The following is a 25,644-nucleotide window of genomic DNA, read 5'->3' on the forward strand; positions in this document are numbered from 1 at the left end:
GTTTTGGGGGGCGGCGGTCACGATGGCCCTTGGTGGCTTGCGAGGCTGAACCCCCTCGCCCCTGCTCCGTCTCCCCCCCGCACTCCCCCTACCCATCCCGCCCCCCTCCCCTCGGCCCCCGCCCCTCCGTGCGCGCACCCGCCCTCTGGCACCCCCGTCGCGTCCCACGGCCTCGCCCACCCCCACCGCGCGCCCCACGCCCTGCTACGCCTCCGCGCGCCTGCCGGGTTTCACGAGCCCACCGGTGCCGTCCTGACGGCAAGCGTGCCTGTGCCCGTGCCGCCCCCGCGCCCACCCCCGTGCCCGGTAGCGGAGGCGGAGGCGGTCATGGCTGTCTCAGTGCTGTCGGTACCGGCAGCAGCCGGGACGGCGCGGGGTGCAGCAGCCATGCGGGGAGCAGGGAGAGCGGGTCAAGGTAGGTCCGGTCTCTGAGAAGGCCCCAGTGGAGGCAGCTCGTGGGGCAGTGGGAGCCGTCCGTTTCGAGCGTTCCCAGGACCTCGCCCGCGGCCACCTCGTCGCCCTTCTTCACCGTGGCCCGTACTGGGGTGAAGGTGGTGCGCAGGGGTGGGTCGCCGGTGTCCGCCAACTCGACGGCGACCGCTCCGCGGCCCGCGACGCGGCCGGCGAAGGAGACCCGGCCCGGGGCGACGGACCGGACCGGGTCGCCCGGGGCCGCCGCGAGGTCCACGCCCCGGTGGCCGCGACCATAGGGCGTCGCCGGGGGCTGCCAGGCCCGCAGGACCGAGGGGCGCGTGCCCACCGGCCAGAGGCGGGCGACCGCCCGGACCTTCGCGTCGGCGTCCGGCGGCTCCACGGGGACCGGAGGCGCGGGACCGTTCGTCCGGGACAAGGGCGTCCGGACGGCCAGGGCGACCGGCGACGGCCCCGGCGCGGGGGGCATGGCCGACACCGCCGGCACGGCGAGTGCGGCCGCCGTGATTCCCGGCAGCAACTCCAGCCACGTACGCACACATCGTTTCGCTCGCATGCGAGAACGGTCCCGCATCGGGCGGATCCTGGCGGGGGCCTGTGGACCACCGGCCGGTTGTGGACAGCGGCGTCACCCCGCACCTCGCGGGTCCCGTACACTTCTCGTGGCGATCCGGGTCACCGGGTCGACTTCGCACGCCCCGACACGCGGTCATCAAAAGCCGGTGTCAGCGCCCCTCGGTCCCTCGTGGCAAGGCGCAATGCGGGCGTCAGGCGCGAGTGCCGCCCGGCACACGCGGCACAACCGAGAACACCAAGGAGAACGGCCATGGCCGTCGTCACGATGCGGGAGCTGCTGGAAAGCGGCGTCCACTTCGGTCACCAGACCCGTCGTTGGAACCCGAAGATGAAGCGCTTCATCTTCACGGAGCGCAACGGCATCTACATCATCGACCTGCTCCAGTCGCTGTCGTACATCGACCGCGCCTACGAGTTCGTCAAGGAGACCGTCGCCCACGGCGGCACGGTCATGTTCGTCGGCACGAAGAAGCAGGCGCAGGAGGCCATCGCCGAGCAGGCCACCCGCGTCGGCATGCCCTACGTCAACCAGCGCTGGCTGGGCGGCATGCTCACCAACTTCTCGACCGTCTACAAGCGTCTGCAGCGCCTCAAGGAGCTCGAGCAGATCGACTTCGAGGACGTCGCGGCCTCGGGTCTCACCAAGAAGGAGCTTCTCGTGCTCTCGCGCGAGAAGGCCAAGCTGGAGAAGACCCTCGGTGGTATCCGCGAGATGCAGAAGGTGCCCAGCGCCGTCTGGATCGTGGACACCAAGAAGGAGCACATCGCGGTCGGCGAGGCCCGGAAGCTCAACATCCCGGTCGTCGCCATCCTCGACACCAACTGTGACCCCGACGAGGTCGACTACAAGATCCCGGGCAACGACGACGCGATCCGCTCCGTCACCCTGCTCACCCGAGTGATCGCCGACGCCGTCGCCGAGGGCCTCATCTCCCGCTCCGGTGCCGGCAAGGCCGAGGGTGACAAGGCCGCGGGCGAGCCGCTCGCCGCCTGGGAGCGTGACCTCCTCGAGGGCGAGAAGAAGGCCGACGACGCCGAGGTCCAGACCTCCGCCGAGACGGAGAAGGTCGCCGACGCCGAGCAGGCCGAGGCTCCCGCCGCCGAGGCCGAGGCCGTCGAGGCTGCTGCCGAGACCCCCGTCGAGGCCCCCGTCGAGGCTGCTGCCGAGACCCCCGCCGCGGACGCCGAGCAGGCCTGACCCCTCACCCCTTCGGGTCACGGACGGCGGGGGCACACCAAGCCCCCGCCGTCCGGCCCGTAGATCTTCAGACTTCGAGAGAGATTCCGGGAATCATGGCGAACTACACCGCCGCCGACGTCAAGAAGCTCCGTGAGCTCACCGGCGCAGGCATGATGGACTGCAAGAAGGCACTGGACGAGGCCGACGGCAACGTCGACAAGGCCGTCGAGGAACTGCGCATCAAGGGCCAGAAGGGCGTCGCCAAGCGCGAGGGCCGCTCCGCCGAGAACGGCGCCGTGGTCTCCGTCATCGCCGACGACAACACCTCCGGTGTCCTGGTCGAGCTGAAGTGCGAGACGGACTTCGTCGCCAAGGGCGAGAAGTTCCAGGCCGTCGCCGCCCAGATCGCCGACCACGTCACCAAGACCTCCCCGGCCGACCTCGCGGCCCTCCTGGGCTCCGAGATCGAGTCCGGCAAGACGGTTCAGGCGTTCGTCGACGAGGCCAACGCCAACCTGGGCGAGAAGATCGTCCTGGACCGCTTCGCCCAGTTCTCCGGTGCCTACGTGACCGCGTACATGCACCGCACCATGCCTGACCTGCCCCCGCAGATCGGTGTCCTGGTCGAGCTGGACAAGGCCGACGCCGTGCTCGCCAAGGGCATCGCGCAGCACATCGCCGCCTTCGCCCCGAAGTACCTCTCCCGTGAGGACGTCCCGGCCGAGATCGTCGAGTCCGAGCGCCGCGTGGCGGAGGAGACGACCCGCGCCGAGGGCAAGCCCGAGGCCGCCCTCCCGAAGATCGTCGAGGGTCGCGTCAACGCCTTCTTCAAGGAGGCCACCCTGCTGGGCCAGCCCTACGCGCTGGACCAGAAGAAGTCCGTCCAGCAGGTGCTGGACGACGCCGGTGTCGCCCTGAAGCGCTTCGCGCGCATCAAGGTCGGCATCTGAGTCCGTACAGCGATCGACGCGCGGTCCCTATAGGGTCGACAGCAGTCGTCCGCGTACGTCGGCACGCGCGTGTGCGTGCCGGACGACAGCAGATCTGACGAGGAGGCCATTGCCGAGCATGGGAGCCAACACCCCACCGGCAATGGCCTTCTTCGTATGTGCACCATGAGGAGATCTCCATGACCAGCACCCAGGCCGACAAGGGCGAGAAGACCGACGACGGCAAAGGCACCGGACGCTTCATGCTGAAGCTTTCCGGTGAGGCGTTCGCCGGTGGCGGCGGACTGGGCGTCGATCCCGACGTGGTGCACAAGATCGCCCGCGAGATCGCGGCCGTCGTGCGCGGGGGCGCCCAGATCGCCGTCGTCATCGGCGGCGGCAACTTCTTCCGCGGCGCCGAACTCCAGCAGCGCGGCATGGACCGGGCACGCTCCGACTACATGGGCATGCTCGGCACGGTGATGAACTGCCTCGCCCTCCAGGACTTCCTGGAGAAGGAGGGCATCGACAGCCGTGTACAGACCGCCATCACCATGGGACAGGTCGCCGAGCCGTACATCCCGCTGCGCGCCGTACGGCACCTGGAGAAGGGCCGTGTGGTCATTTTCGGCGCCGGTATGGGCATGCCCTACTTCTCCACCGACACCACGGCCGCCCAGCGTGCCCTGGAGATCGACGCCGAGGCCCTGCTGATGGGCAAGAACGGGGTGGACGGGGTCTACGACTCCGACCCCAAGACCAACCCCGAGGCCGTCAAGTTCGACTCGCTCGGCTACGGCGAGGTCATCACCCGCGACCTCAAGGTCGCCGACATGACCGCCATCACGCTGTGCCGTGACAACAAGCTGCCGATCCTGGTCTTCGAACTCTTGGCGGAGGGCAATATCGCGCGGGCCGTCAAGGGTGAGAAGATCGGCACACTCGTGGGTGACCCAGGCGGCCGGGCCTGACCCGGGACGGACCCTGACCGGGGGATGGACAATGTCCTGCCGGTCCGGAACCGTGCAGGAACAAGACGCGACGCAGCCGGCTGCCGCCCCGACGAGGAACAGCTGCCGGGCCTACTCAAGACACGCAGGAGCAAGTGGTGATCGAAGAGACCCTCCTCGAGGCCGAGGAGAAGATGGAGAAGGCCGTCGTGGTCGCCAAGGAGGACTTCGGCGCGATCCGTACCGGCCGTGCGCACCCGGCGATGTTCAACAAGATCGTGGCCGACTACTACGGCGCGCTGACGCCGATCAACCAGCTGGCCTCGTTCGCGGTCCCCGAACCGCGCATGGCCGTGGTCACCCCGTTCGACAAGACCGCGCTGCGCAACATCGAACAGGCGATCCGGGACTCCGACCTGGGCGTCAACCCGAGCAATGACGGCAGCATCATCCGCGTGGTGTTCCCGGAGCTGACCCAGGAGCGCCGCAAGGAGTTCATCAAGGTCGCCAAGACCAAGGGTGAGGACGCCAAGATCTCGATCCGCTCCGTGCGCCGCAAGGCGAAGGAGACCATCGACAAGCTGGTCAAGGACGGCGAGGTCGGCGAGGACGAGGGCCGCCGTGCGGAGAAGGAGCTCGACGACACCACCGCGAAGTACGTCGCGCAGGTGGACGAGCTCCTGAAGCACAAGGAAGCGGAGCTGCTCGAGGTCTGATGAACGACTCTTCCTGGGGGGCGCCGCCGCAAGCCGGGTACTGGGGGCCCTCCGACCAGGGGTCTGCCCAGGGGGCAGGCCCGGCGGGTCCCGCGTACGATGCGCATGACGCGCAGCACACTCGCCCCATGCCCATCGTGCCCGAGGGACCCGCTCACGGCGGTGACCAGGATGACGACCGGGGGGCCGCTCGGCTGAGCGGCCCCCCCGTTCGCGACGACACACCGGCGGCGCGGTCCTACGGGAACCCGTCGCAGAAGCCGCAGGAGTCCATGCCCAGCGCCGCCCCGCAGCCCGCCCCCGCACCCAAGAAGAGTGCAGGTCGCGACCTCGGTGCTGCGATAGGGGTGGGCGTCGGGCTCGGTGCGGTGATCGTCGCGTCGTTGTTCGTCGTCAAGGCCGTCTTCGTCGGTGTGGTCGCCGTCGCCGTGGTGGTGGGGCTGTGGGAGCTCACCTCGCGGCTCGAGGAACGCAAGGGCATCAAGGCGCCGCTCGTGCCACTGGCGGTCGGCGGTGCGGCCATGGTCGTCGCCGGCTACGTACGAGGTGCCGAGGGCGCGTGGGTGGCGATGGCACTCACGGCGCTGGCGGTACTGGTCTGGCGGATGACGGAACCGCCCGAGGGATACCTCAAGGACGTCACGGCGGGGGTCTTCGCGGCCTTCTACGTACCGTTCCTGGCGACCTTCGTGGCGATGATGCTGACCGCGGACGACGGCCCGCGCCGCGTTCTGACGTTCCTGCTCCTGACGGTCGTCAGCGACACCGGCGCGTACGCGATCGGCTGGCGCTTCGGCAAGCACAAGCTCGCGCCCCGCATCAGCCCCGGCAAGACCCGCGAGGGCCTGGTCGGAGCGGTCGTCTTCGCCATGGTCGGGGGCGCGCTGTGCCTGCAGTTCCTGATCGAGGACGGCACGTGGTGGCAGGGCCTGATCATCGGCCTCGCGGTCGCGGCCACCGCCACGCTCGGCGACCTCGGCGAGTCCATGATCAAGCGGGACCTGGGCATCAAGGACATGGGCACACTGCTGCCGGGGCACGGCGGCATCATGGACCGCCTGGACTCGCTCCTGCCGACGGCACCCGTGGTCTGGCTCCTGTTGGTGATCTTCGTGGGGTCGGGCTGACCTGCGCTCTCGTCCCTTGTCGGTGAGGGGTCCGTCGTCCACAGGGGCGGCGGGCCCCTCTTCGCGTGCGAGGCCGGCCGAAGCCGACGGATGCCGCCCACAGGTGACCACCCCCACCCCGCTCCACCCCGCTTCGGGCCGGGCCGGTAGAGCTGATCGGCGACCCTGGAAGGGTTGTGCCGAAGCCCGGAACTGATGTGGCCCGGTCTGTTGCCTGATCCCTGGGCGCCGTTCCCAGGCTGTCGCACGGCTGTCGTCCACTTGCTGCGCCCGCCTCCCGGCCCCTCGGCGGGCTTGCGCGACCGAAGTGGTATCAGCCGCGGCTGCCACGTTGTCACACGGTGGAGCACTGTCCTGTCATTGCACCGTGCGAGGCAAATTTACTTCTATGTCTCATATGACTCATTCTCAAGCCATTCGAGGACGACAGGTCGATGACCAGGACCGCGATCAGCACCGATCACGTGAGACACGCGTCTGACATATCCGACACGGCGTTTGCGCTGCTCGACGAGCAGGGGACGGTGGTCGCGTGGACGCAGGCCGCCGAGCACCTTGTCGGATACTCCGCCGGCGAGGTGGTCGGCCGGTCCGCCGCACTCGTCCTGCCGCGCTTCGAGGCAGCGCCGACGATGTCGGCGTACGTCGGGCAGTGCCGTGCCCAGAACGGCTGGTCGGGCGCGACGACGGTACGCCACCGGGACGGCCGCATGCTCGCCGTCGGCATGCGGATCTCGATGCTGGGGGGGCAGGACGGAGCAGTGCGGTGGCTCGCGTCCGCGACCGACATCGGCGCACCGTCCGGGGACGTGGTGAACGTATGGGTGCAGGGGTCGATTCTTGACCACGCGCCGATCGGCGTCTGTGTTCGTGACCTCGAGCTGTGTTGCACCTGGGTCAACGACGTGATGGAGAGCCACGACGGTATCTCCCGTGACCGGCGGCTTGGATTCGGGATCACCGACGCGTGGCCCAGTGTCGAGACCGACGCCGCGGAGGCGATGATGCGGCGGGTGCTGAGGAGCGGGAGCACCAAGGTCCACGAATACCGGACGTGGCTGCCGACACCTCTGATCGACGAGTGCCCGATGGCGGTTTCGTTCTCCTGTCTCCTGGGCGCCGACGGCAAGCCGCTGGGGGGGTGCACCATCAGTGTCGATGTCGCCGAGAGCCGGCGGGAGCGCGAGCGCCTCACCGTCCTCAGCCAGGCCGGCACGCGCCTCGGCAGCACCCTGGATGTGATGCAGACCGGTCAAGAACTGGCCGATCTCGCCGTGCCCCTGTTCGCCGACGGCGTCGCCGTGGATCTGGAGCAGTCGGTCCCGTTCGGCGAGGGGACGCCGGTCCGCATCGGCTCGATCGGCGAGCGCCTCCCCGTCCTCCGACGTGTCGGCGTGACCTCGATCCACCAAGGGGCGCCGGAGTCCCCGTGGGTGCGCGGTGAGCGGACACTCATTCCGCCCGTCTCGCCCGTCGCCATGGTCCTGCGCACCGGCAAGTCCTACCTGGAACCGACGGTGGACACCACCCCGGGCGGGTGGATCGACGCGTCGCCGGCACTGGCGCAGAGGATTCGTGACCATGGCATGCACTCCGTGATGGTCGTACCCATCCGCGCACGGCGTGTCCTGCTGGGCATGGCGGTGTTCATCCGCACCGAGAATCCGCTGCCTTTCCAGGAGACCGATCTGCTGCTGGCCGAAGAGCTCGTCAGCCGCGCCGCGGTGTCGTTGGACAAGGCCCGCCAGTACCGCCGCGAGCACACCGCGGCCCTCGCGCTTCAACGCAATCTGCGCCCTCACCGTCTGCGTGGCGGTGCGGCCGTCGAGGCCGCCTCCCGCTACCTGCCCGCCGACATCGACCGCGGTGTCGGGGGCGACTGGTTCGATGTGATCCCGCTGTCCGGCGCCCGGGTGGCCCTCGTCGTCGGCGATGTGGTCGGACACGGCATCAACGCCGCCGCGACCATGGGCAGGCTCCGCACCGCCGTCCACACGCTCGCCGACATGGAGGTACCCCCCGACGAACTGCTGGCCGGCCTGGATGACACGGTCCTGCGGCTGGCGGAAGCGGACGCCGACGCCGACGCTCAGGACTGGAATCCCGCGGTGGTGGGCGCCACCTGTCTGTATGCCGTCTACGACCCGGCCACCCGCCGGTGCACCATGGCAGCGGCCGGGCACCCACCGCCCGCGATCATCGACCCGCGGGGCAAGGTGACCTTCCCCGATCTCCCCACCGGCACCCCGCTCGGCATCGGGTTGGGAGCCGTCTTCGAGACCATGGAGCTGGAGCTGCCCGAGGGAACCCTCCTCGCCCTGTACACCGACGGCATGATCGAGACCCGCGAGGGCGACATCGACGAGGGAATGCACCGCCTGGGCGCCGCCCTCTCCCCACCGGAACTGTCCCTGGAAGAGCTCTGCACCCGCGCGATGGCACCCGTCGAGGATCAGGTGGCGTGCGACGACGCCAGCCTGCTCCTGGTCCGCACCCGCACGCTCAGCCCGGACCAGGTCGCCTCCTGGACGTTGCCCCGCGACAGCACCGTCGTCCAACGCGCCCTGAACCTGACAGCCGGTCAGCTGGCCGCGTGGGGACTGGAAGGGCTCCAGGGCTCCATGAAGCTGATCGTCAGCCACCTGGTGACCAACGCCGTCCGCCACAGCGCCGGTCCGATCGGTCTGCGTCTGATCCGACACGATGTCCTGACCGTCGAGGTGTCCGGTGCCGACTTCTCCTCCCCGGGCATGCGCAGCACGCGCAACGTCGACGAGCACGGCCGCGGCCTCGCCATGATCGCCCAGCTGTCCCGCAGATGGGGCACCCGTCCGGCTCGGGGCGGCAAGGTCCTCTGGGCCGAAGTGGACCTCGCCCACATATCCCGCCGCTGATCGATCGCCCGCCGGGACGCCGACGTCACACACGCGAGGTGACCGATCCCGGCACCGCCGGACACCGGGGCGGCCGTCTCATCGCGCAGGACCGTGTCAATCCCTGAGCCCGCGTGCCGGATTCGGGCCGGATTGGTGCCAGATCCGGCGGTCAGCCCCGGTCAGCCCCGGTCAGCCCCGGTCAGTCGAGGGCGGCCAAGGGGCCCATTCGCTCGCCACGGCAGTCCGGCGTGGCCCACTGGATGACGGTATGCGAGCGAGTCAGCGGCAGAGCTCCATGATGGTGTCATCGAAGTCGGGGAATTCCCGGGTCGCCTGTTCAATGACGGCAGCTGGCGGCTGTTGCCGGTCGGCCGCGAATTGTTCCGCGACGGCCACCAGTTCGTGATCGAGGGACGGGGTCCAGTCGGGTTCGTACGAGGTGGCTGCTTCCCAAGGGCCGAAACCGCCGGCCAGCAGCCACAAGAAGGCACCCAGATCACGCGCTACGACACCGGTCTCGCCCTCGGAACCGAGGAAGACCACAGGCTGATCGACGAGTGGGCGGCTCGGGCGGATCAGCCAGAACCCCGCGTATCCGCCCGAGCCGTCCTGGCCGAACACGCGGAAGCTGTCGCCGCTCAGCTCCGCGTTGCCAGTCCAGGCCCGGAACCAGTCGGTGGTCTCCTCCGCAGACAGGAAGGCTTGGAAGGGTTCGAAGTCGACCCCCTCGCCGTCGTTGTAGTCGAACGGAGTCGCCAACGCGGCGGCGAGGGCAGCAGGGAACTGCCGATCGGTAGGAATCACGCGGACAGGCTAGCGACCACTGATGTCTCAGGATCACTGCTGCCCATGGACAGCCGCGCGCTTTGCTCGCCAACCGTCCGGCGCCAAGCATCAACTGAGACATGACCGGCGGCTCCTCATCCCAGCGGGATGGAACGTTCCCAACTTCATCAAGGCCCGCGCACGGCGCGGGCGCGCGCCGCCTCAACGGCGCGGCCTGCCTCCTGTCTGCGCCCCGGCTGGCCGCGCCCGGCGGCGCGCTGCCTGTGGTTGCGGCGTCCGCTGGTTCAGTCGCATCAGAGAATCAGGCACCCGTCACGTGCGGATTCTTTTTTGACCTAGAGGTCCAATTGCATGTTAGGGTCACCCGTATGACAAGGCCCAAGCAGTTCGACCCGGACGTCGCGGTGGAACAGGCCATGGAGGTGTTCTGGCGGAAGGGGTATGCGTCCACCACGCCCCAGGACCTGGTGGACGCCCTCGGGATCGGAAAAGGCAGCCTCTACAACGCCTTCGGCAGCAAGCGCCGGCTGTTCGAGCAGGCGCTCCGGCGCTATCGCGACCGGCAGGCGAGCGTGATGCTGCAGGCGCTCGAGGAATCCGGACCGGCGAAGGTGCGCCTGCGTAACGCTCTTGAGGCCCTCGTACGGACGGATCTCGCCGACCCGGACCGCCGCGGCTGCATGGCGGTGAACGCGGCGGCGGAGGTGGTGCGGACCGACGAGGTGGCGACCGATCTCGTCCGCCGCGCCTTCGGCCGCATCGAGAGCGCCTTCCGTGCCGTGATCGAGGAGGGGCAGCGTTCGGGGGAGATCTCGCCCGGACGCGACTCCGCCGGCCTGGCCGCCATGCTGCAGAACACCGCCGTGGGGCTGCGGCTCGCGGTGCGCGTCGCCGAGGGGCCGGAGCGGCCGGCCCGCATCATCGACGCGGTGATGGAATCCCTCTGACCGTCAGCCCCCTTCCGGGCTTTTGACCCCTGGCGGTCCCCTGGCGTCCCCGCGCCTCGGGGCCCCGTCTGCCCTTATTTTGTACCTTCAGTTCAAGAAAGGTGATTTCGTGCAACCCTTCCTCCATACCCGTGCAGCCTTCTGGACCGCAGGCGCCGTCGTCGCCCTCGCGCTCTGGACCAGCGCGTGCCCCACGATGACCTATCCGCTCTACCAGTCCGACTGGCACGTCTCGACGACCACGGTGACCTGGATCTTCGCCGCCTATCCGATCGCGCTGATCCCCGTTCTGATCGTGTTCAGTGACCTGTCCGACCACATCGGGCGGCGGTCCGCCATGCTGCTCGGCCTGCTGGCCGAGCTCGTCGGGGTGCTCCTCTTCGCGTTCGCCGACGGCGTCCCCTGGCTCCTGGCCGGACGGGCGTTCATGGGCCTCGGAGTCGGCCTGTCCCTGAGCCCGGCGAGCGTGGCCATGGCGGAGTTGAGCGCCCCGGGCAAGGGAGGGCGCGCCGGATCCATCGGCACGGCCATCTCCTCGTCCGGTATCGCCCTGGCCATGCTGGTCGGCGGCGCCCTGACCCAGTACGCCCCCTTTCCGCTGCACCTGAACTTCTTCGTCCTCGCCGCCGTGATCGCGGTCGTCATCTGCTTCGTCGCCGGCATGCCGCACCACACCGCGAACGAGACGCGCACCCGGTGGCGGGTCCGTGCGATCGTCATCCCCCGTGGCAACCGCGGGGTCTTCGCCGCCGGCGCGGTCGCGTTCGCGTCGTCCTTCCTGCTCGGCGCCATCGTGCTGCCGCTCGGCGCGAAGATCGCCCACCAGTTGGCGGGATCGACCAACGCCCTGGTCACCGGCGCGCTGCTGTCGGTGTTCGCGGCGTTCATCGCAGTCAGCGCCCTGCTGGCACGGCGTCTGGGACCGTGGACCCTGGTGACGGTCGGCGCGATCGGATCGGTCGCCGCGGTGTGGCTTCTCGTGGTCACCAGCGCCACCCACTCGATGGCGGTCTTCCTCCTCGCCTCGGCGTGCGCGGGCGCGGCCTACGCCTTCGACTTCGCCGGCGGGCTGACCGTCCTCAACTCCTACGCCGCGCCGCACCACCGCGCGAGCATGGTGTCCGGCGGCTACCTCGCGGGATACCTCGCCCAGGGTATCGGGGCGCCCGTGCTCGGCTGGGTCGTCACCGCGCACGGACTGCCGGCGGGTCTGCTCACCGGCGCCGTGTCCTTCAGCGTCTTCTTCGGCGCGGCGCTCGTCATGGGTCTGCTCATGTTGTCGCGCACGCGGCGTCCCGGATTCCTCACGGCAGACGGCGCCGCCGCCCCCTCGGCCCCGGCTACGCAGCCTGTCGCGGACGGCATCCCGGAAACCGTTGACCAGACCTGAGCGTTTTGCACGATCGGAATCGCCCCGGACCGGTGTCCAAGACGTCCCGAAGTCGCGAACGTGAACGGCAACGGTCTCGGGAACACACCATCCCGTTCCGCCCCGACTTCCCCAAGTCGTTTGCCCAGCTCCTCGGCGAGCACGTCCAGCTCGCCTCGGCGAGCCGTGATCCGCTCCAGCCCGGACAACCCCGCTCCCTCCCCGCGATCCGGTGGCGCTATCCGCAGGGCGACGGATCGTAGGCGGACGCTCGCGGCGGACGCAGCAGAACCCCAGAAACCGCCCCGACCGCCCAGTCGGACGATCTTCACCGTAGCCACCGGCCACCGGCCACCGGCCGCCGACCAGCCCAGTATCCCGAAGCCCGCGCACACCAGCCCCATGACCTGCAACTTCACGATGCACACCACTCAGTGCTGCTGCCCCTGCGTGACACGCCCGGGAAGTGCCAAGAATCCTCTGGTCACGCCCCTGGACGCCCTACCTCACTCCTCGAGCGGTGGCTGTTCGCCTGCTACTCCTGGACGGGAAGATCGGGATGGTTGGCCAGAAAGATCATGTAGGTGATCGCCGCTGCTGCCCCCAGGAGAGACAGCACGGCACCCACTACAGCTCGCGTCCTACTCGCTCGACCCGACTTCGACGCGTGGTACTCCACGCAGGCCCGCACGAGCCCGACGAGTGCCATGGGGAGCGAGACGAAGCTGACCAGTATCCAGAACGGGCAGCAGAACAAGCATGCCAAGGAGGCCCCGCCGAACCAGACCGCGAGCTCTGCTCTCTCTCGTGTCTCGTCCGGTGTGCCAGCTGAAATCATCGACTGATCCAAGCAGAACCCTTCCTGCCGCACAGCAGGGAGGTACAGCAACCGTCGCGACCGGAATCGATCGCCGGCAGTCGCGCGCGACTGTCTCACCAGCCAAGCGACCCTCGGCAACCGTGCCGCCCATAGTTCGCTTTGAGGGGGCAGTGAGTACGTAGGACCTTCGGTCGCGGCGGACCAGGCATTGCGGCTCAGCGGCGGAGTCGTTCACCGTGCTGCAGCGCCGTACACCAGCATGGCCAGTCCGACAGCGATCACACCAAGGCCCTGCACCACCAGGCCCCCTCGAACGGACCGTCGGCCCTTCTTCAAGAGCACCTTCCACCCCGCACGATGCGGTAAAGAACGCGTAGACGAGCAAAGTATGAGCACCAGGTCTTGCAGTGGGGCCCGCATAAAGGGGTGGCAGGACGCGGACGCGGGCGTCGTCATGCGCGTCGTATGACCAGCACGGCCACGTCGTCGAGGTGGTCGACCGCGATCGCGGCGTCGAGGACGCGGTCGGCGGTCTCCTCGGCGTTCAGTCCGTCGTGGACGGCTTGGGCGGCCAGTGTTCCGGCTCGTTCCAGTCCGGCTTCCAGCGTCAGGCCTGGTCCTTCGACCGCGCCGTCGGTGACCATGATCAGCGTGCTGTCGTCGTCCAGGGTGAAGGTCCCCTCGCGGTATTCGGTGCCGGGCAGGACGCCCAGGACCGGCCCGCCCGGCAGCTCGCGGACCTCGTGGCTGCCGTCTCTGCGTGCGCACAGCAGCGGCACATGGCCGGCGCTGGTGCCGGTGACCTGTCCATCGTGCGGGTCGATGTGCAGCAGGGTGCAGCTGGCGAATCGTGCGGGAGCGGTCGTGAGGAGTAGGTCGTTGGTGCGGGTCAGCACGGTTCCAGGATCCGGTTCCTGGGCAGCGATCGCGCGCAGGGACAAGCGGACCTGTCCCATGAAGGCGGCGGCGTCCACGTCGTGCCCCTGGACGTCGCCGATCTCCAGGGCGATCGCACCGTCGGGCATCACGAAGGCGTCGTACCAGTCCCCGCCGATGTCCAGCCCGTCCCGGCTGGGTCGGTAGCGGGCGGCGACCTCCAGGCCCGGGAGGTGCTCGGGCAGCGTGGGGAGCATGGTCTGCTGCAGCGCCGTGGCCAGCTCGACGTGTGCCTGTTGCAACCTGATCCGCTTGAGTGCCTGGCCGGCCAGACGGGCCAGCGTGCCCACGAGGGTCTGCTCATCCAGGGACGACAGGTATCCGCGCGGGTAGAGCATCGACCAGGCGCCGAGTGGCTGATCGCCGGGCTCGCCGAGGGGGGTGATATCGAGATGGCGTAGTCGGAGCCGAGCTGGAGGAACCGCAGAAGCGGGGCGTGCGGCCAGCGGCGGGTGAAGTCCTTCCGGTCGGTGATGAACTGCGGCTTGCCGGTACGGATGACCTCTGACAGCGGGATCGGCTGGTCCAGCCGCAGGCCGTGCAGGGCCTCGACCTCGCGCATGTCTCTCCTGGCATCGGTGGAGATGCACAGGCGGTTGTCGTCGACGAGTGCGAGCACGGTGCCGAAGGCGTCGAAGGTCGCGGCGAGCCGGGTCAGGACGACCTGCTGCAGTTCCTGCTCCGTGGCTGCGGTGATCAAAGCGGAGGAGAAGTCGGCGGTGTCCTTGGCGCGCTGTCGCTCGGCAGTCAGCGCGGCCTGCGCCTTCTGCTTGCGCTTCTCCTGCTTGGTGTCGTCGCGGATCACCACGAAGACCCGTTCGGGGCCGTCGAAGCCCAGCTGGAGCCGACTGACCTGAACGGCCAGTCGGTGCCAGCCGTCATGCGCGGTGTGGTAGCGCTGCCTCACCCAGGGGGACCGCTGGATGGAGGCCGAGCGCAGGAGCTGCTGGAAGGCCTCCCTGTCGTCGGGGTGTATTGCCGAGATTATTTTGGACATCGGCGCAGTTGGATCCGGGACGAGCCCGACCAGGCTGGGTAGGCCACCGAGCCACTCCAGCTGGTCTCTCTCGGGTGAGTACATCCACAGGCCGAGGCCGGCGGCCGCGGTGGCCAGCCGGAACGGGATCAGCAGGCTGGCCAGGTCGTTTCGTGCATCCAGGACGCGCACCCGTATCAGCCGCTTGTCACCGGCGGGATCCTTCACCGGTCGCGCCTCGAACAAACAGGTAACGGGTATTCCGTGTTGCCCGGGAAAGTGCAGCTCCCGCATGGCGACCGCATCCGCCCTGGCGGCGTGGGCCACCAGACTTTCGGCCGACATCCGCTGGCTGGCAGGCCACAGGTCCACGAAGTCACGTCCCAGGCACTGCTCCGCCGGCCTGCCCAGCGCCGTGGCCATGGCAGCGTTGAGGTCGCGCAGGGCACCGTCCAGCGTCAGAAGAGCCGACGGGCAAGCCCTTCGATGAAGTTCGTCCGAGGCGTCCATCCGTGGCTCCCTGGTGCATACCAAAACAGCCTCTTCAGCCATGTTCGCGCATTTTGCTGTGATGTCTCAATGAAGGGGGTGTCCGACCGCCTGCGTCGAAGGGCGACGGCAGGAACTTGGTTCGGTGACACGGTCGCTGAGTGCCAGTGCCAGTGCCAGTGCCAGTGCCAGTGCCCGTAGCGGCGACCTCGCTCTCGCGGTGACGGCCCTGGGCGGACGCGATCTGGATCATGTCGGCGACGCGCGGGCAGTCTTCTGGGCCGTCCCTGGGCCGTGCGAGGCCGACCCACGCTGACAGCCGACGCCCACGGGTGACCACCCCCACCCCGCTCCGGCCTGGGCCAGTCGAGTTGATCTGCGACACTGGAAGGGTTATGCCGAAGCCCGGAGAACTCACATTCGTCGCCCCCCGCGGAGCCAAGAAGCCGCCGCGGCACCTCGCCGATCTCACGCCCGCCGAGCGTAAAGAGGCGGTTGCCGAGATCGGGGAGAAGCCGTTTCGCGCCAAGCAGCTCTCGCAGCACTACTTCGCGCGGTACGCGCACGACCCCGCGGAGTGGACGGACATCCCGGCCGCCGCGCGCGGCAAGCTCCAGGAAGCGCTGCTTCCCGAGCTGATGACCGTCGTACGGCATCTGTCGACCGACCAGGACACCACGCGCAAGACCCTGTGGCGGCTCTTCGACGGCACGCTCGTCGAGTCCGTGCTGATGCGCTACCCGGACCGGGTGACCATGTGCATCAGCTCCCAGGCGGGCTGCGGGATGAACTGCCCGTTCTGTGCCACGGGCCAGGCCGGACTCGACCGGAACCTGTCGACCGGCGAGATCGTGCACCAGATCGTGGACGGCATGCGGGCGCTGCGGGACGGGGAGATCCCCGGCGGCCCGGCGCGGCTGAGCAACATCGTCTTCATGGGGATGGGCGAGCCGCTCGCCAACTACAAGCGGGTCGTGGGCGCCATCCGCGCGCTCACCGACCCCGAGCCGGACGGCGTGGGACTCTCCCAGCGCGGCATCACCGTGTCGACGGTCGGACTGGTCCCGGCCATCCACCGGTTCTCCGACGAGGGCTTCAAGTGCCGCCTCGCCATCTCCCTGCACGCACCGGACGACGAGCTGCGCGACACCCTCGTCCCCGTGAACACGCGGTGGAAGGTGCGGGAGGTGCTCGACGCGGGCTGGGAGTACGCGGCCAGGTCGGGGCGCCGGCTCTCCATCGAGTACGCCCTCATCCGGGACATCAACGACCAGGCCTGGCGCGGTGACCGGCTCGGCCGGCTGCTCAGGGGCAAGCCCGTGCACGTCAACCTCATCCCCCTGAACCCCACCCCGGGCTCCAAGTGGACCGCCTCGCGGCCCGAGGACGAGAAGGCGTTCGTCGAGGCCATCGCGGCCCACGGCGTACCCGTCACCGTCCGGGACACCCGGGGCCAGGAGATCGACGGGGCGTGCGGCCAGCTCGCGGCGACCGAGCGATAGTCTGACCTGGCACGTACATTTTCATATTCCGACATCTTCATATTCCGACAGGGGAGCGCCACAGCGCTGAGAGTGCGGCAGCCGGGACACCGGTGGGCCGCAGACCCTCTGAACCTCGCCCAGGTCATTCTGGGTAGGAAGTTCGGGCATCACTCAAGCTGTTGCGCCCTGCCCGGGAACCGCCGAGTTCCCGGGCAGGGCCGCGTCTCTTCCTGGTCACCCCAGGAGGAATTCAGTGAGCACCAAGAAGAGGACGACCGCGGCCGTGTTCGCCGCACTGGGCCTCGTCACGCTGTCCGCGTGCGGCTCGTCCGGCTCCGGCGACAAGGCCGCCGACGCCGGGACCGTGACCCTCGTCAGCCACGACTCCTTCGCCTACTCCAAGAGCGTGCTGCACGCCTTCGAGCAGGAGTCGGGCTACAAGGTCAGGGTCCTCGAGGACGGCGACGCCGGCCAGGCCGTCAACAAGGCCATCCTGACCAAGGACAACCCGCAGGGCGACGTCTTCTTCGGCGTCGACAACACCCTGCTCTCCCGCGCGCTCGACAACGGGCTGTTCCAGCCGTACGAGCCCAAGGGCTCCGGCCAGATCGCCCAGGAGTACCGGGTCGACGAGGAGAAGCACCGGGTCACGCCCATCGACTCCGGCGACATCTGCGTCAACTACGACAAGGCCTACTTCAGCAAGCGCGAACTGGCCCCGCCCACTTCCTTCGACGACCTCGTCAAGCCCGCGTACAAAAACCTGCTCGTCACCGAGAACGCGTCCACGTCCTCGCCCGGCCTCGGTTTCCTGCTCGGGACCGCCGCGAAGTACGGGGACGCCGGGTGGCAGGGCTACTGGAAGAAGCTCAAGGCCAACGGCGTGAAGGTGGTCGACGGCTGGGAGCAGGCCTACAACGACGAGTTCTCGGGGTCCGCGGGCGGCAAGAAGGCGAAGGCCGACCGGCCGCTGGTCGTCTCGTACGCCTCCTCCCCGCCGGCCGAGGTGATCTACGCCGACCCGAAGCCGAAGACCGCGCCGACCGGGGTCGCGAGCGGCACCTGCTTCCGCCAGGTCGAGTACGCGGGGCTGCTGAGCAACGCGAGGAACACGAAGGGCGGCAAGGCGCTCCTCGACTTCCTGATCAGCTTCAGGTTCCAGGAGGACATGCCGCTGAACATGTTCGTGTACCCGGTCCGTGAGACCGCCAAGGTGCCCGAGGTGTTCGTGAAGTTCGGCCCGCAGGCCGAGCACCCCGAGACCCTGGCTCCGGCCGAGATCGCCAAGAACCGTGACCAGTGGGTCAAGTCGTGGACCTCGCTCGTACTGAAGTAGCCGAGGCGGCGCCCAGGAGGCGGGGGAGCGCGACGCGGCTGTGGCTCATGGCCCTGCCGGTCGTGTTCTTCGGCGTCTTCTTCGCCTACCCCGTCGCGGCGATCGTGGCCCGCGGTCTCAGGATCGACGGGGTCTGGCGGCTCGGGCGGATCGGGGAGGTGCTCGGCCGGTCCGACATCCGGCACGTGCTCTGGTTCACCACCTGGCAGGCGCTCGCCTCGACAGCGCTCACGCTGCTGATCGCGCTCCCCGGCGCGTATGTCTTCGCGCGCTTCGACTTCCGGGGCAAGCAGGTGCTGCGCGCGGTGGTGACCGTTCCCTTCGTGCTGCCCACCGTCGTCGTCGGTACGGCCTTCCTGGCGCTGATCGGCCGCGGCGGACTCCTGGACGGTCTGTGGGGCGTACGGCTCGACACCACGGTCTGGGCGATCCTGCTCGCGCACGTCTTCTTCAACTACGCGGTGGTCGTCCGCACGGTCGGCGGGCTCTGGTCGCAGCTCGACCCGCGTCAGGAGGAGGCCGCGCGCATGCTCGGCGCCTCCCGGTTCGCGGCCTGGCGCAGGGTGACGCTCCCTGCCCTGAGCCCGGCCGTCGCCGCCGCGGCGCTCATGGTCTTCCTCTTCACCTTCACCTCGTTCGGGGTGGTCCAGATCCTCGGTGGGCCGACCTTCTCCACCCTCGAGGTCGAGATCTACCGGCAGACCTCGGAGATCTTCGACCTCGCGACGGCGGCGGTGCTGACGATCATCCAGTTCGTGGCCGTCGGCGCGATCCTCGCCGTCCACGCGGGGACCGTACGCCGCCGGGAGACCGCCCTGCGTCTGGTGGCCCCGGAGACGACAGCCCGCCGGCCGCGCGGGGCCGGGCAGTGGGCGCTGCTCACGGGAGTGCTCGCGAGCATCGCGGTCCTGCTCGTGCTGCCGCTCGGAGTCCTGGTCCAGCGGTCCCTGGACACCCCGGGCGGCTTCGGATTCGGCTACTACAGGGCGCTGGCCTCCGATGACGGCGGCATCTTCCTGGTGGCCCCGATCGAGGCGATCGGCAACTCCCTGGAGTACGCGTTCGCCGCCACCGCGATCGCCGTGGTCATCGGAGGTCTGGCGGCCGCCGCTCTGACCGGCCGCGCCGGTCGTCTCGTGCGGGGGTTCGACGCACTGCTGATGCTGCCGCTCGGTGTGTCCGCCGTGACCGTCGGTTTCGGGTTCCTGATCGCGCTGGACGAGCCGCCGCTCGATCTCAGGAGCAGCTGGATCCTGGTGCCGCTCGCGCAGGCGCTGGTGGGTGTCCCCTTCGTCGTACGGACGATGCTGCCCGTGCTGCGGGCGGTGGACGGACGGCTGCGGGAGGCGGCGTCGGTGCTCGGTGCCTCGCCGTGGCGGGTGTGGCGGGAGGTCGACCTGCCGATGGTGCGGCGGGCGCTGCTGATCGCGGCGGGGTTCGCCTTCGCCGTGTCGCTCGGGGAGTTCGGAGCGACGGTCTTCATCGCGCGCCCCGACAACCCGACGCTGCCGGTCGCGGTCGCGCGGCTGCTCGGGCGCGCCGGTGACCTCAACTACGGGCAGGCGATGGCACTTTCGACGATCTTGATGGTGGTGTGCGCGGTGGCGCTGCTGCTGTTGGAGCGTATGCGGACCGACCGGACAGGGGAGTTCTGATGGCGAGGCTCGTCATGAAGGCGACGTCTGGGACGACGGGTGCGGGTACGGCTACGGGTACGGGTACGGGGGCACCGGAGATCCTGCTCGGTGTCGAGGCGGCGACCGTGCGCTTCGGTGGCCGGCCCGTGCTGGACGCCGTCGATCTGGAGGTCGCCGAGCGCGAGATCGTGTGCGTGCTCGGACCGAGCGGCAGCGGCAAGTCCACGCTGCTGCGGGCGGTGGCCGGACTGCAGCCGCTCGACGCGGGACGTGTGCTCCTGACCGGCCACGACCAGGCGGGGGTGCCCGCGCACCGCCGGGGCGTCGGGCTGATGTTCCAGGACCACCAGCTCTTCCCGCAGCGCGACGTGGGCGGCAATGTCGCCTTCGGGCTCCGGATGCACGGCGTGCCGAAGGAACAACAGGCGCTGCGGGTCGGCGAGTTGCTGGACCTCGTCGGGCTGCCCGGCGCCGCCTCCCGGGCCGTCGCGGCCCTGTCCGGAGGCGAGCAGCAGCGGGTCGCGCTGGCCCGCGCCCTCGCTCCCCGGCCCCGGCTGCTGATGCTCGACGAACCGCTCGGCCAGCTCGACCGCTCGCTGCGCGAACGGCTGGTCGTCGAACTCCGTGCACTCTTCGGACAGTTGGGTACGACCGTGCTCGCGGTCACGCACGACCAGGGTGAGGCCTTCGCGCTGGCCGACCGGGTCGTGGTGATGCGCGAGGGGCGGATCGCCCAGTCGGGTACGCCACTTGAGGTCTGGCAGCATCCGGCGGACGAGTTCGTGGCCCGCTTCCTCGGCTTCGACAACGTGGCCGACGCGACGGTGACCGGCCGGATCGCGGACACGCCGTGGGGGAAGCTTCCGGTACCCGAGAACACGCCACAGGGTCCCGGCACGCTGCTCGTGCGACCCGCGGGCGTACGGCTGGTCGCCCGCGCCGACGGGCTGCCCTGCACGGTGACCGCACGCACCTTCCGGGGCACCCACGTAGCCGTCCATCTCCAGCCGGAGGGCGCGCCGCGGCTGGAGGCGGCATGCGCGCTGCGGGAGGCGCCCGCGCCCGGCGACCAGGTCGCGGTGGCGTTCGACGAGGCCGAGGTCGTCGTACTCGGGGAGTCCTCGGCCGGATAGACCTCCGACCACCGCCACCGGGGCACCCGCGCGTCCCGGTGACCGCGTGCCACGCCATCGGGACGCGAGGGGGGCGGCCGAGGCCTGTAACGGACCCGCGGAGCCACCGTCGCGAAGCAGCCCCCGCCGTCCTCACCGGCTGCCTTCGGATGGCGGACGGCCTTCGGGCAGCGCCCCGCACAGACGTGTGGCCCGCCCCCTCCGGGAGGGGGCGGGCCACACGGTCCTACAGGCGTGGTGCGGTTCAGCCGGTCTTCGAGGCGCCGCGGCGGCGCATACCGAAGTAGACCGCTCCGCCGCCGACGACCACGAAGGCACCGGCGATGCCGGCGATCATCGGGGTGTTGGAGTTCGCACCGGTCTCGGCGAGGTTGGAGTCACCGACCGCGGGGGACGGGGCGTTGTCTCCCGGCGTCGCGGGCGCGGCGCTGCTCTCCGACTCCGACGGGGTCGCGGAAGCCGACTCCGAGGGGGCGGGGGAGGAGGAGCTCTCCGACGGCTTCGGCGTCGGAGAAGGCGACTCGTCGGACTTGCACGCCTTGGACGGCGTGGTCAGCTGGGGCGAGACGTCCTCGTTGACGATCTTCCCGGCCGTGACGTGGACGCGGTACGTGGCGTTGGGAGCCCAGTCCTCGGAGAAGGTGACAGTGGCGCCCTCGCGGGTGCCCTTGACCGTCTCGGAGCCGACCTGGCGGGAGTCCGCGCCGTTGGCCTCGAGGAAGACGGAGACCGTGGCCTCGACGCCGGAGGCGTCGGTGTCGGTCACGGTGATGATGCCCTTCCCGTTGTCGTCGCACGAGGCGACGGCCGAGAAGTCACGGATATTGCAAGCAAGTGCGTTGCCGGCGACACCGAGCGCGAGCGCGGCCGTGGCGGAGGCAACACCGAGGATGCGCACGGAATGTGCGGTACGGCGAGATATGGACACGATTGCCCTTCACAGATTGCGCAACTGCGGGGGGTTTGAGGGGGGTTCTGCTGTGGCAACAGGACTCCCTTAGGCCACACAGGTCTATAAGGGCCAGCTAAGTGCTGTCAATGCATATGCCCTGCCGTGCCGTCGGCTTTGCCATGTCGTTAACCACCGAGGCGTTTGAGAGCCTCCGGCGCGTCCTCGATCCGGTCGACCAGAGCGATCCGGTCCTCCATGGCCCGCTCACGGGCCAGGGATTGGAGGAGCGGCCAGGTGGGGTGCCGCTCCGTCCAGTGCGCGCGGTCCACGAGGACCATCGGTGTGGGCTCTCCACGCGACTCGTAGTAGTTCGGGGTCGCGTTGTCGAAGATCTCCTGTACGGTCCCGGCGGCGCCCGGCAGAAAGACGACGCCCGCGTTCGAGCGCGCCAACAGCCCGTCCTCACGGGTCGCGTTGGCGAAGTACTTGGCGATGTGCGCGGCGAACGGGTTCGGCGGCTCGTGACCGTAGAACCAGGTCGGGATGCCGACCGAGGGGCCACCCGCGGGCCAGCTTTCCCGCACCGTGAACGCGGCGCGCGCCCAGTCGGTGATCGAGGGGCGGAACGACGGTGCCCCGGCGAGGAGTCGCAGTGCCTCGGTGAGCATCACGTCGTCGAACGGGGCCGCGTACGCGCCGAGGTTCGCGGCCTCCATCGCGCCCGGCCCGCCGCCGGTGGCGACCATGAGGCCGGAGCGCGCCAGTTCGCGTCCCAGGAGTGCCGCGCCCTCGTACGCCTGTGTGCCGCGCGCCATGGCGTGGCCGCCCATCACGCCCACCACCCGTGCGCCGGCGAGGAGTTCGTCGAGGGCGTCCGACACCGCGTCGTCGTGGATCGAGCGCAGCATCGACGCGAAGACGTCGCCGTCGGCCTTGGTCTGCTGGAACCAGGTGTACGTACGGGCGTCCGGTGTCGCCTCGTACCCGGCGTCGAGGGACGCGAAGAGCTCGTCGGGGGAGTGGAGCAGTCCCCGGTACGGATCGAAGGGCAGCCCCGGTATGGGCGGGAAGACCAGCGCGCCCGTGGCTCTCACCCGGGCCGCCGCCCGGGGATCCATCGGGCAGCCGAGGAAGACGGCGCCCGAGGTGTCCACGGAGAGCAGGGCGTCCGTACGGTCCGTCAGATCCACGGACTGGACGCGGAACCGGGTGAGTGAGCCGTGCTCGGAGACGACCTCGTCGAACTCGGCGAGGGACTCGATCTCACGGTCGCGACCGGCGTGGAGGGGAGTTGGCTGCACGCGGCCATGCTAGTGCCGGAAGGGGAACCGGGGCGGGGTGTTGGCGGCCCCTGGCGGTGGCGCCGGGCCGCGACGGCCGCCGGGTCCGGGCGGCCGGGGCACTCAGCCCTGGACGGCCGCCGGGTCCATCCACATGACCTCCCAGGTGTGGCCGTCCGGGTCGTCGAAGGTGCGGCCGTACATGTAGCCGTGGTCCTGGGCCTCCCGGGTGCCCGAGCCGCCCGCCGAGAGGGCCTTGTCGCACAGCTCGTCCACCTTCTCGCGGCTCTCGGCGCTCAGACACAGCAGCACCTCGCTGGTCCGGGCCGGATCCGCGATCTCCTTCTTCGTGAAGTCCGCGTAGCGCTGCTTGCTCAGCAGCATCGCGACGATCGTGTCGCTGATGACCACACAGGCGCACTCGTCCGTCGAGAACTGCGGGTTGATCGTGTAGCCGAGCTCGGTGAAGAACTTCTTCGAGGCGTCGACGTCGTTCACGGCGAGGTTCACGAAGATCATCTGCTGGTACATGAGCGGTCTCTCCCGGTGGAGGTGAGGTCGTGTGCCGTACGGAGAGGTAGACCGCCCGTCCTCGCGGAACTCATCGGCCGTGGCGAAGACGGTTCGTACCTCTGTTCAGGGGGCCAGCGGCATCGCGGCCAGTTCCGCGACCAGCCAGGTCAGCGGTCCGAAGACGGCGAGCAGTACGCCCGCGCGCAGCAGTGCCGCGCTGCGCAGCACCGAGGCGGGCGCCCCCAGCCGCAGCAGCGCCGCCGTGGTGTCGGCGCGGGCCTGCTTGGTCTCCAGCGCCGCCGTGAACAGGGTCGCGACGGCGCATCCGGCGACGAGCAGCGCTCCGAGCGTGCTGAGCGGCCCGATCGAGGGCCGCGCTCCCGCGTACACGGTCGCCATGGCGTACGCGCCCGACGCGACCGCGCACACCACTCCCAGCGGCCGCCCGATGCGCCGGGCCTCTCCCTGGAGCCCGCGCCCGGCGAGCAGGCGCAGCGCGCCGGGACGCACGGCCTGGAGCAGCCATCCGCACACGTGGGTGATCGCGGGTCCGGCCAGGGCCAGGCCGACCGCGGTGAGGGCCCAGCCGCCGAGCACCCCGGCGGGGCTGCCCGCGAAACGGCTCGTCAGGTCGGAGCCGGGTGCCGCTCCGGAGCGGCTCGCGTAGGACTCCACGGCGAGCCCCGCCGCGACGACGGCGGTGCCCCAGGGCAGTCCGGCGGGCGCGGGCAGCGGAGGCGGGAGAGGCTGCGGGTCCGGCGGGAGTTCCGGGTGGCCGGCGTTCGGGCCGGCCTCGGCCGTCATGGGAGCGGGGCCACCGGTCGTGCCGGGAGCGGGGTCACCGGTCGTGCCGGGGGCACCGGGTGCTCCCGCGGCGGTGGCGCTCGGCCGGGCCGTCCGGCCGGGGCCGGCGCTCCGCGGGCGCAGCGCGACCGCACTGGCGAGGGACGCGGCGACCGGTACCAGGAGCAGCAGGGTCAGGGCCGCGGGCAGCGGCAGTGGCTGGTCCGCGGCGAGGAAGGCGGTCGCGGCGCCGTCGAAGGGCATGCCCGTCAGATCGCCGCGCAGGTGCAGGAAGACCAGCAGCGCGAGCATCGAGCCCAGCGTGGTCGACAGGGCGGTGGTCACCGCCGAGACGACCATCAGGCGCCCGGGGCCGAGCCCGACCGCCGCGAGCCCGGGGCGGGGCCGGGTCCCCGGGTCCGTACGGGCGACCGCGACCGCCAGGTGGACGCTGGCGGCGACGGGCGCGAGGCACCACAGGAGCCGGAGCACCGAGCCGGTCGAGGCGTCGGGATGCGCCATGGCGTATCCCAGCGCGCTCAGCAGCAGGAAGCCGGTGCCCGCCGAGGCGGCGGCGACCAGCAGCCTGCGCAGCTGGACGAGGGGATGCGCCCCGCGGGCTAGACGGAGAGCGAGCACGCGGCCCGGCCTTCCGTCTCGGTGACCGGGGGCAGGTGGACGGTGTTCACACGCCGTCCGTCGAGCAGTGTGATGGTGCGGTCGGCGAGGGCGGCGGTGTCCGCGTCGTGTGTGGCGAGGACCACCGTGATGCCGTGCGAGCGGGCGGCGGTGGTGAGGGTGCGCAGCACATGGGCGCGGTCGGCCCGGTGCAGCGGAGCGGTCGGCTCGTCGGCGAAGAGCACCTGGGGGGCGGGCACGAGCGCGCGGGCGATGGCGACGCGCTGCCGCTCGGCCTGGAGCAGCGCGTGCGGCCGTTTGCGCGCGCAGTCGCCGATGTCCAGGCGTTCGAGCCATTCCAGGGCGGCGGTCTTCGCGGCCCGGCGGCCGGAACCGCGCAGCATCAGGGGCAGCGCCGCGTTCTCCCAGGAGTTCAGCTCGGGCACGAGGACGGGCACGGGGTCGATCCAGCCGAAGCGGTCGCGGCGCAGGCGTTCGCGGGCCAGCGCGCCCATGGTGTGCACGGGCACGCTGTTGAACCAGACCTCGCCCTGCTGTGGCAGGAGCTGCCCGGACAGGCACTGGAGCAGCGTGGTCTTGCCGCTGCCGCGCGGGCCGCCGACGGAGAGGATCTCTCCGTCGCGGACGCCGAGCGAGACACCGCTGAGCGCGGGCGAGCCGTTGTGGTTGACGTGCAGGGCGCGTGCCCAGAGCACGTCGTTGTCCGGCGGGGCCACCATCGCGTACACCTCGTTCAGGATCTGATTTGCGCTGCCAATCCCCCGGACGGGGGAACGAAGACAGGGCCGATCGGTCACTGGGCACGCTAGGGAGTCGGGGGCGGGAGGCCGGACAGCAC

General features: G+C 70.1%; 21 protein-coding genes and 1 riboswitch. Of the genes, 12 read left to right on the forward strand and 9 right to left on the reverse strand.

Annotated elements, in window-relative coordinates; translation table 11 throughout:
- Nucleotides 1-325: 325 nt before the first annotated feature.
- Complete coding sequence (locus tag ABZV34_RS21140) at nt 326-988, reverse strand: M23 family metallopeptidase (RefSeq protein WP_356278650.1); 663 nt, start codon at nt 986-988, stop codon at nt 326-328.
- Between the two features lie 270 nt (nt 989-1,258).
- Between ABZV34_RS21140 and rpsB the strand changes: the two genes are divergently transcribed.
- From rpsB to ABZV34_RS21170, 6 genes are all read left to right on the forward strand, one after another.
- Nucleotides 1,259-2,206 carry a 30S ribosomal protein S2 gene (gene rpsB, locus ABZV34_RS21145; RefSeq protein WP_356278653.1) on the forward strand — a complete coding sequence of 316 codons (948 nt, stop codon included), beginning with the start codon at nt 1,259-1,261 and terminating at the stop codon, nt 2,204-2,206.
- A gap of 95 nt (nt 2,207-2,301) precedes the next feature.
- On the forward strand, nt 2,302-3,138 hold the full coding sequence (tsf, locus tag ABZV34_RS21150) for a translation elongation factor Ts (RefSeq protein ID WP_356278656.1): 837 nt from the start codon (nt 2,302-2,304) through the stop codon (nt 3,136-3,138).
- A gap of 179 nt (nt 3,139-3,317) precedes the next feature.
- Nucleotides 3,318-4,088, forward strand: a complete 771-nt coding sequence (gene pyrH / locus ABZV34_RS21155; RefSeq protein ID WP_356278659.1) for a UMP kinase — start codon at nt 3,318-3,320, stop codon at nt 4,086-4,088.
- A 137-nt stretch (nt 4,089-4,225) separates the two neighbouring features.
- Entirely contained in the window at nt 4,226-4,783 is a 558-nt protein-coding gene (gene frr / locus ABZV34_RS21160) for a ribosome recycling factor (RefSeq protein ID WP_356278662.1), read from the forward strand.
- Nucleotides 4,783-5,910, forward strand: a complete 1,128-nt coding sequence (locus ABZV34_RS21165; RefSeq protein ID WP_356278665.1) for a phosphatidate cytidylyltransferase — start codon at nt 4,783-4,785, stop codon at nt 5,908-5,910. The genes frr and ABZV34_RS21165 overlap by 1 nt, the downstream gene beginning before the upstream one ends.
- 464 nt (nt 5,911-6,374) lie before the next feature.
- The gene (locus ABZV34_RS21170; protein ID WP_356278666.1) at nt 6,375-8,804 is read left to right on the forward strand and encodes a SpoIIE family protein phosphatase; all 2,430 of its coding nucleotides are present in this window, start codon (nt 6,375-6,377) and stop codon (nt 8,802-8,804) included.
- 261 nt (nt 8,805-9,065) lie between these two features.
- Here ABZV34_RS21170 and ABZV34_RS21175 read toward each other — a convergent pair whose 3' ends face one another.
- Nucleotides 9,066-9,590 (reverse strand): SMI1/KNR4 family protein, encoded by a 525-nt coding sequence (locus ABZV34_RS21175; RefSeq protein WP_356278668.1) that lies wholly within the window; start codon nt 9,588-9,590, stop codon nt 9,066-9,068.
- 350 nt (nt 9,591-9,940) lie between these two features.
- Between ABZV34_RS21175 and ABZV34_RS21180 the strand changes: the two genes are divergently transcribed.
- Together ABZV34_RS21180 and ABZV34_RS21185 are read left to right on the forward strand one after the other, a co-directional pair.
- Complete coding sequence (locus ABZV34_RS21180) at nt 9,941-10,519, forward strand: TetR/AcrR family transcriptional regulator (protein ID WP_356278671.1); 579 nt, start codon at nt 9,941-9,943, stop codon at nt 10,517-10,519.
- 109 nt (nt 10,520-10,628) lie between these two features.
- Nucleotides 10,629-11,909, forward strand: coding sequence for an MFS transporter (locus tag ABZV34_RS21185; RefSeq protein ID WP_356278674.1), 1,281 nt, complete (start codon nt 10,629-10,631; stop codon nt 11,907-11,909).
- 1,251 nt (nt 11,910-13,160) lie between these two features.
- Here ABZV34_RS21185 and ABZV34_RS21190 read toward each other — a convergent pair.
- The gene (locus ABZV34_RS21190; RefSeq protein ID WP_356278677.1) at nt 13,161-13,841 is read right to left on the reverse strand and encodes a PP2C family protein-serine/threonine phosphatase; all 681 of its coding nucleotides are present in this window, start codon (nt 13,839-13,841) and stop codon (nt 13,161-13,163) included.
- Nucleotides 13,733-15,130, reverse strand: a complete 1,398-nt coding sequence (locus ABZV34_RS21195) for a PAS domain-containing protein (protein ID WP_356278680.1) — start codon at nt 15,128-15,130, stop codon at nt 13,733-13,735. Before ABZV34_RS21195 ends, ABZV34_RS21190 begins: the two co-directional genes overlap by 109 nt.
- A 374-nt stretch (nt 15,131-15,504) precedes the next feature.
- Between ABZV34_RS21195 and rlmN the strand changes: the two genes are divergently transcribed.
- The 4 genes from rlmN to ABZV34_RS21215 all read left to right on the forward strand — a co-directional run bounded on the left by rlmN (nt 15,505) and on the right by ABZV34_RS21215 (nt 20,699).
- Nucleotides 15,505-16,611: a 23S rRNA (adenine(2503)-C(2))-methyltransferase RlmN gene (rlmN, locus tag ABZV34_RS21200; RefSeq protein WP_356278683.1), complete on the forward strand. Its 1,107-nt coding sequence runs from the start codon at nt 15,505-15,507 to the stop codon at nt 16,609-16,611.
- A 39-nt stretch (nt 16,612-16,650) separates the two neighbouring features.
- A riboswitch (TPP riboswitch) is annotated at nt 16,651-16,769 on the forward strand.
- Nucleotides 16,770-16,846: 77 nt separating this feature from the next.
- A complete protein-coding gene (locus ABZV34_RS21205; RefSeq protein WP_356278686.1) occupies nt 16,847-17,929 on the forward strand; it encodes a thiamine ABC transporter substrate-binding protein in 1,083 nt (360 codons plus the stop codon).
- Nucleotides 17,905-19,584, forward strand: a complete 1,680-nt coding sequence (locus tag ABZV34_RS21210) for an iron ABC transporter permease (protein WP_356278899.1) — start codon at nt 17,905-17,907, stop codon at nt 19,582-19,584. Before ABZV34_RS21205 ends, ABZV34_RS21210 begins: the two co-directional genes overlap by 25 nt.
- An 80-nt stretch (nt 19,585-19,664) precedes the next feature.
- Nucleotides 19,665-20,699 carry an ABC transporter ATP-binding protein gene (locus ABZV34_RS21215; RefSeq protein ID WP_356278902.1) on the forward strand — a complete coding sequence of 345 codons (1,035 nt, stop codon included), beginning with the start codon at nt 19,665-19,667 and terminating at the stop codon, nt 20,697-20,699.
- Between the two features lie 244 nt (nt 20,700-20,943).
- Here ABZV34_RS21215 and ABZV34_RS21220 read toward each other — a convergent pair whose 3' ends face one another.
- The 5 genes from ABZV34_RS21220 to ABZV34_RS21240 all read right to left on the reverse strand — a co-directional run bounded on the left by ABZV34_RS21220 (nt 20,944) and on the right by ABZV34_RS21240 (nt 25,525).
- Nucleotides 20,944-21,627 (reverse strand): LAETG motif-containing sortase-dependent surface protein, encoded by a 684-nt coding sequence (locus tag ABZV34_RS21220; protein ID WP_356278688.1) that lies wholly within the window; start codon nt 21,625-21,627, stop codon nt 20,944-20,946.
- A gap of 149 nt (nt 21,628-21,776) precedes the next feature.
- A complete protein-coding gene (locus ABZV34_RS21225; RefSeq protein WP_356278691.1) occupies nt 21,777-22,892 on the reverse strand; it encodes a Rossmann fold nucleotide-binding protein in 1,116 nt (371 codons plus the stop codon).
- Nucleotides 22,893-22,994: 102 nt separating this feature from the next.
- Nucleotides 22,995-23,402: a VOC family protein gene (locus ABZV34_RS21230; protein ID WP_356278694.1), complete on the reverse strand. Its 408-nt coding sequence runs from the start codon at nt 23,400-23,402 to the stop codon at nt 22,995-22,997.
- Nucleotides 23,403-23,507: 105 nt separating this feature from the next.
- A complete protein-coding gene (locus ABZV34_RS21235; protein WP_356278697.1) occupies nt 23,508-24,806 on the reverse strand; it encodes a hypothetical protein in 1,299 nt (432 codons plus the stop codon).
- The gene (locus tag ABZV34_RS21240; protein ID WP_356278700.1) at nt 24,788-25,525 is read right to left on the reverse strand and encodes an ATP-binding cassette domain-containing protein; all 738 of its coding nucleotides are present in this window, start codon (nt 25,523-25,525) and stop codon (nt 24,788-24,790) included. The genes ABZV34_RS21235 and ABZV34_RS21240 overlap by 19 nt, the downstream gene beginning before the upstream one ends.
- Between the last annotated feature and the right edge of the window lie 119 nt (nt 25,526-25,644).

This window comes from Streptomyces sp. NPDC005195 (assembly GCF_040608315.1).
GTDB lineage: Bacteria > Actinomycetota > Actinomycetes > Streptomycetales > Streptomycetaceae > Streptomyces > Streptomyces kaempferi.

Excerpts from the sequence above, each read along its gene's own strand:
- ABZV34_RS21140 (WP_356278650.1), bottom strand. The coding sequence starts at position 988 with ATGCGAGCGAAACGATGTGTGCGTACGTGGCTGGAGTTGCTGCCGGGA.
- rpsB (WP_356278653.1), top strand. The coding sequence starts at position 1,259 with ATGGCCGTCGTCACGATGCGGGAGCTGCTGGAAAGCGGCGTCCACTTC.
- tsf (WP_356278656.1), top strand. The coding sequence starts at position 2,302 with ATGGCGAACTACACCGCCGCCGACGTCAAGAAGCTCCGTGAGCTCACC.
- pyrH (WP_356278659.1), top strand. The coding sequence starts at position 3,318 with ATGACCAGCACCCAGGCCGACAAGGGCGAGAAGACCGACGACGGCAAA.
- ABZV34_RS21165 (WP_356278665.1), top strand. The coding sequence starts at position 4,783 with ATGAACGACTCTTCCTGGGGGGCGCCGCCGCAAGCCGGGTACTGGGGG.
- ABZV34_RS21180 (WP_356278671.1), top strand. The coding sequence starts at position 9,941 with ATGACAAGGCCCAAGCAGTTCGACCCGGACGTCGCGGTGGAACAGGCC.
- ABZV34_RS21190 (WP_356278677.1), bottom strand. The coding sequence starts at position 13,841 with ATGCTCCCCACGCTGCCCGAGCACCTCCCGGGCCTGGAGGTCGCCGCC.
- ABZV34_RS21195 (WP_356278680.1), bottom strand. The coding sequence starts at position 15,130 with ATGGACGCCTCGGACGAACTTCATCGAAGGGCTTGCCCGTCGGCTCTT.
- rlmN (WP_356278683.1), top strand. The coding sequence starts at position 15,505 with ATGCCGAAGCCCGGAGAACTCACATTCGTCGCCCCCCGCGGAGCCAAG.
- ABZV34_RS21230 (WP_356278694.1), bottom strand. The coding sequence starts at position 23,402 with ATGTACCAGCAGATGATCTTCGTGAACCTCGCCGTGAACGACGTCGAC.
- ABZV34_RS21240 (WP_356278700.1), bottom strand. The coding sequence starts at position 25,525 with ATGGTGGCCCCGCCGGACAACGACGTGCTCTGGGCACGCGCCCTGCAC.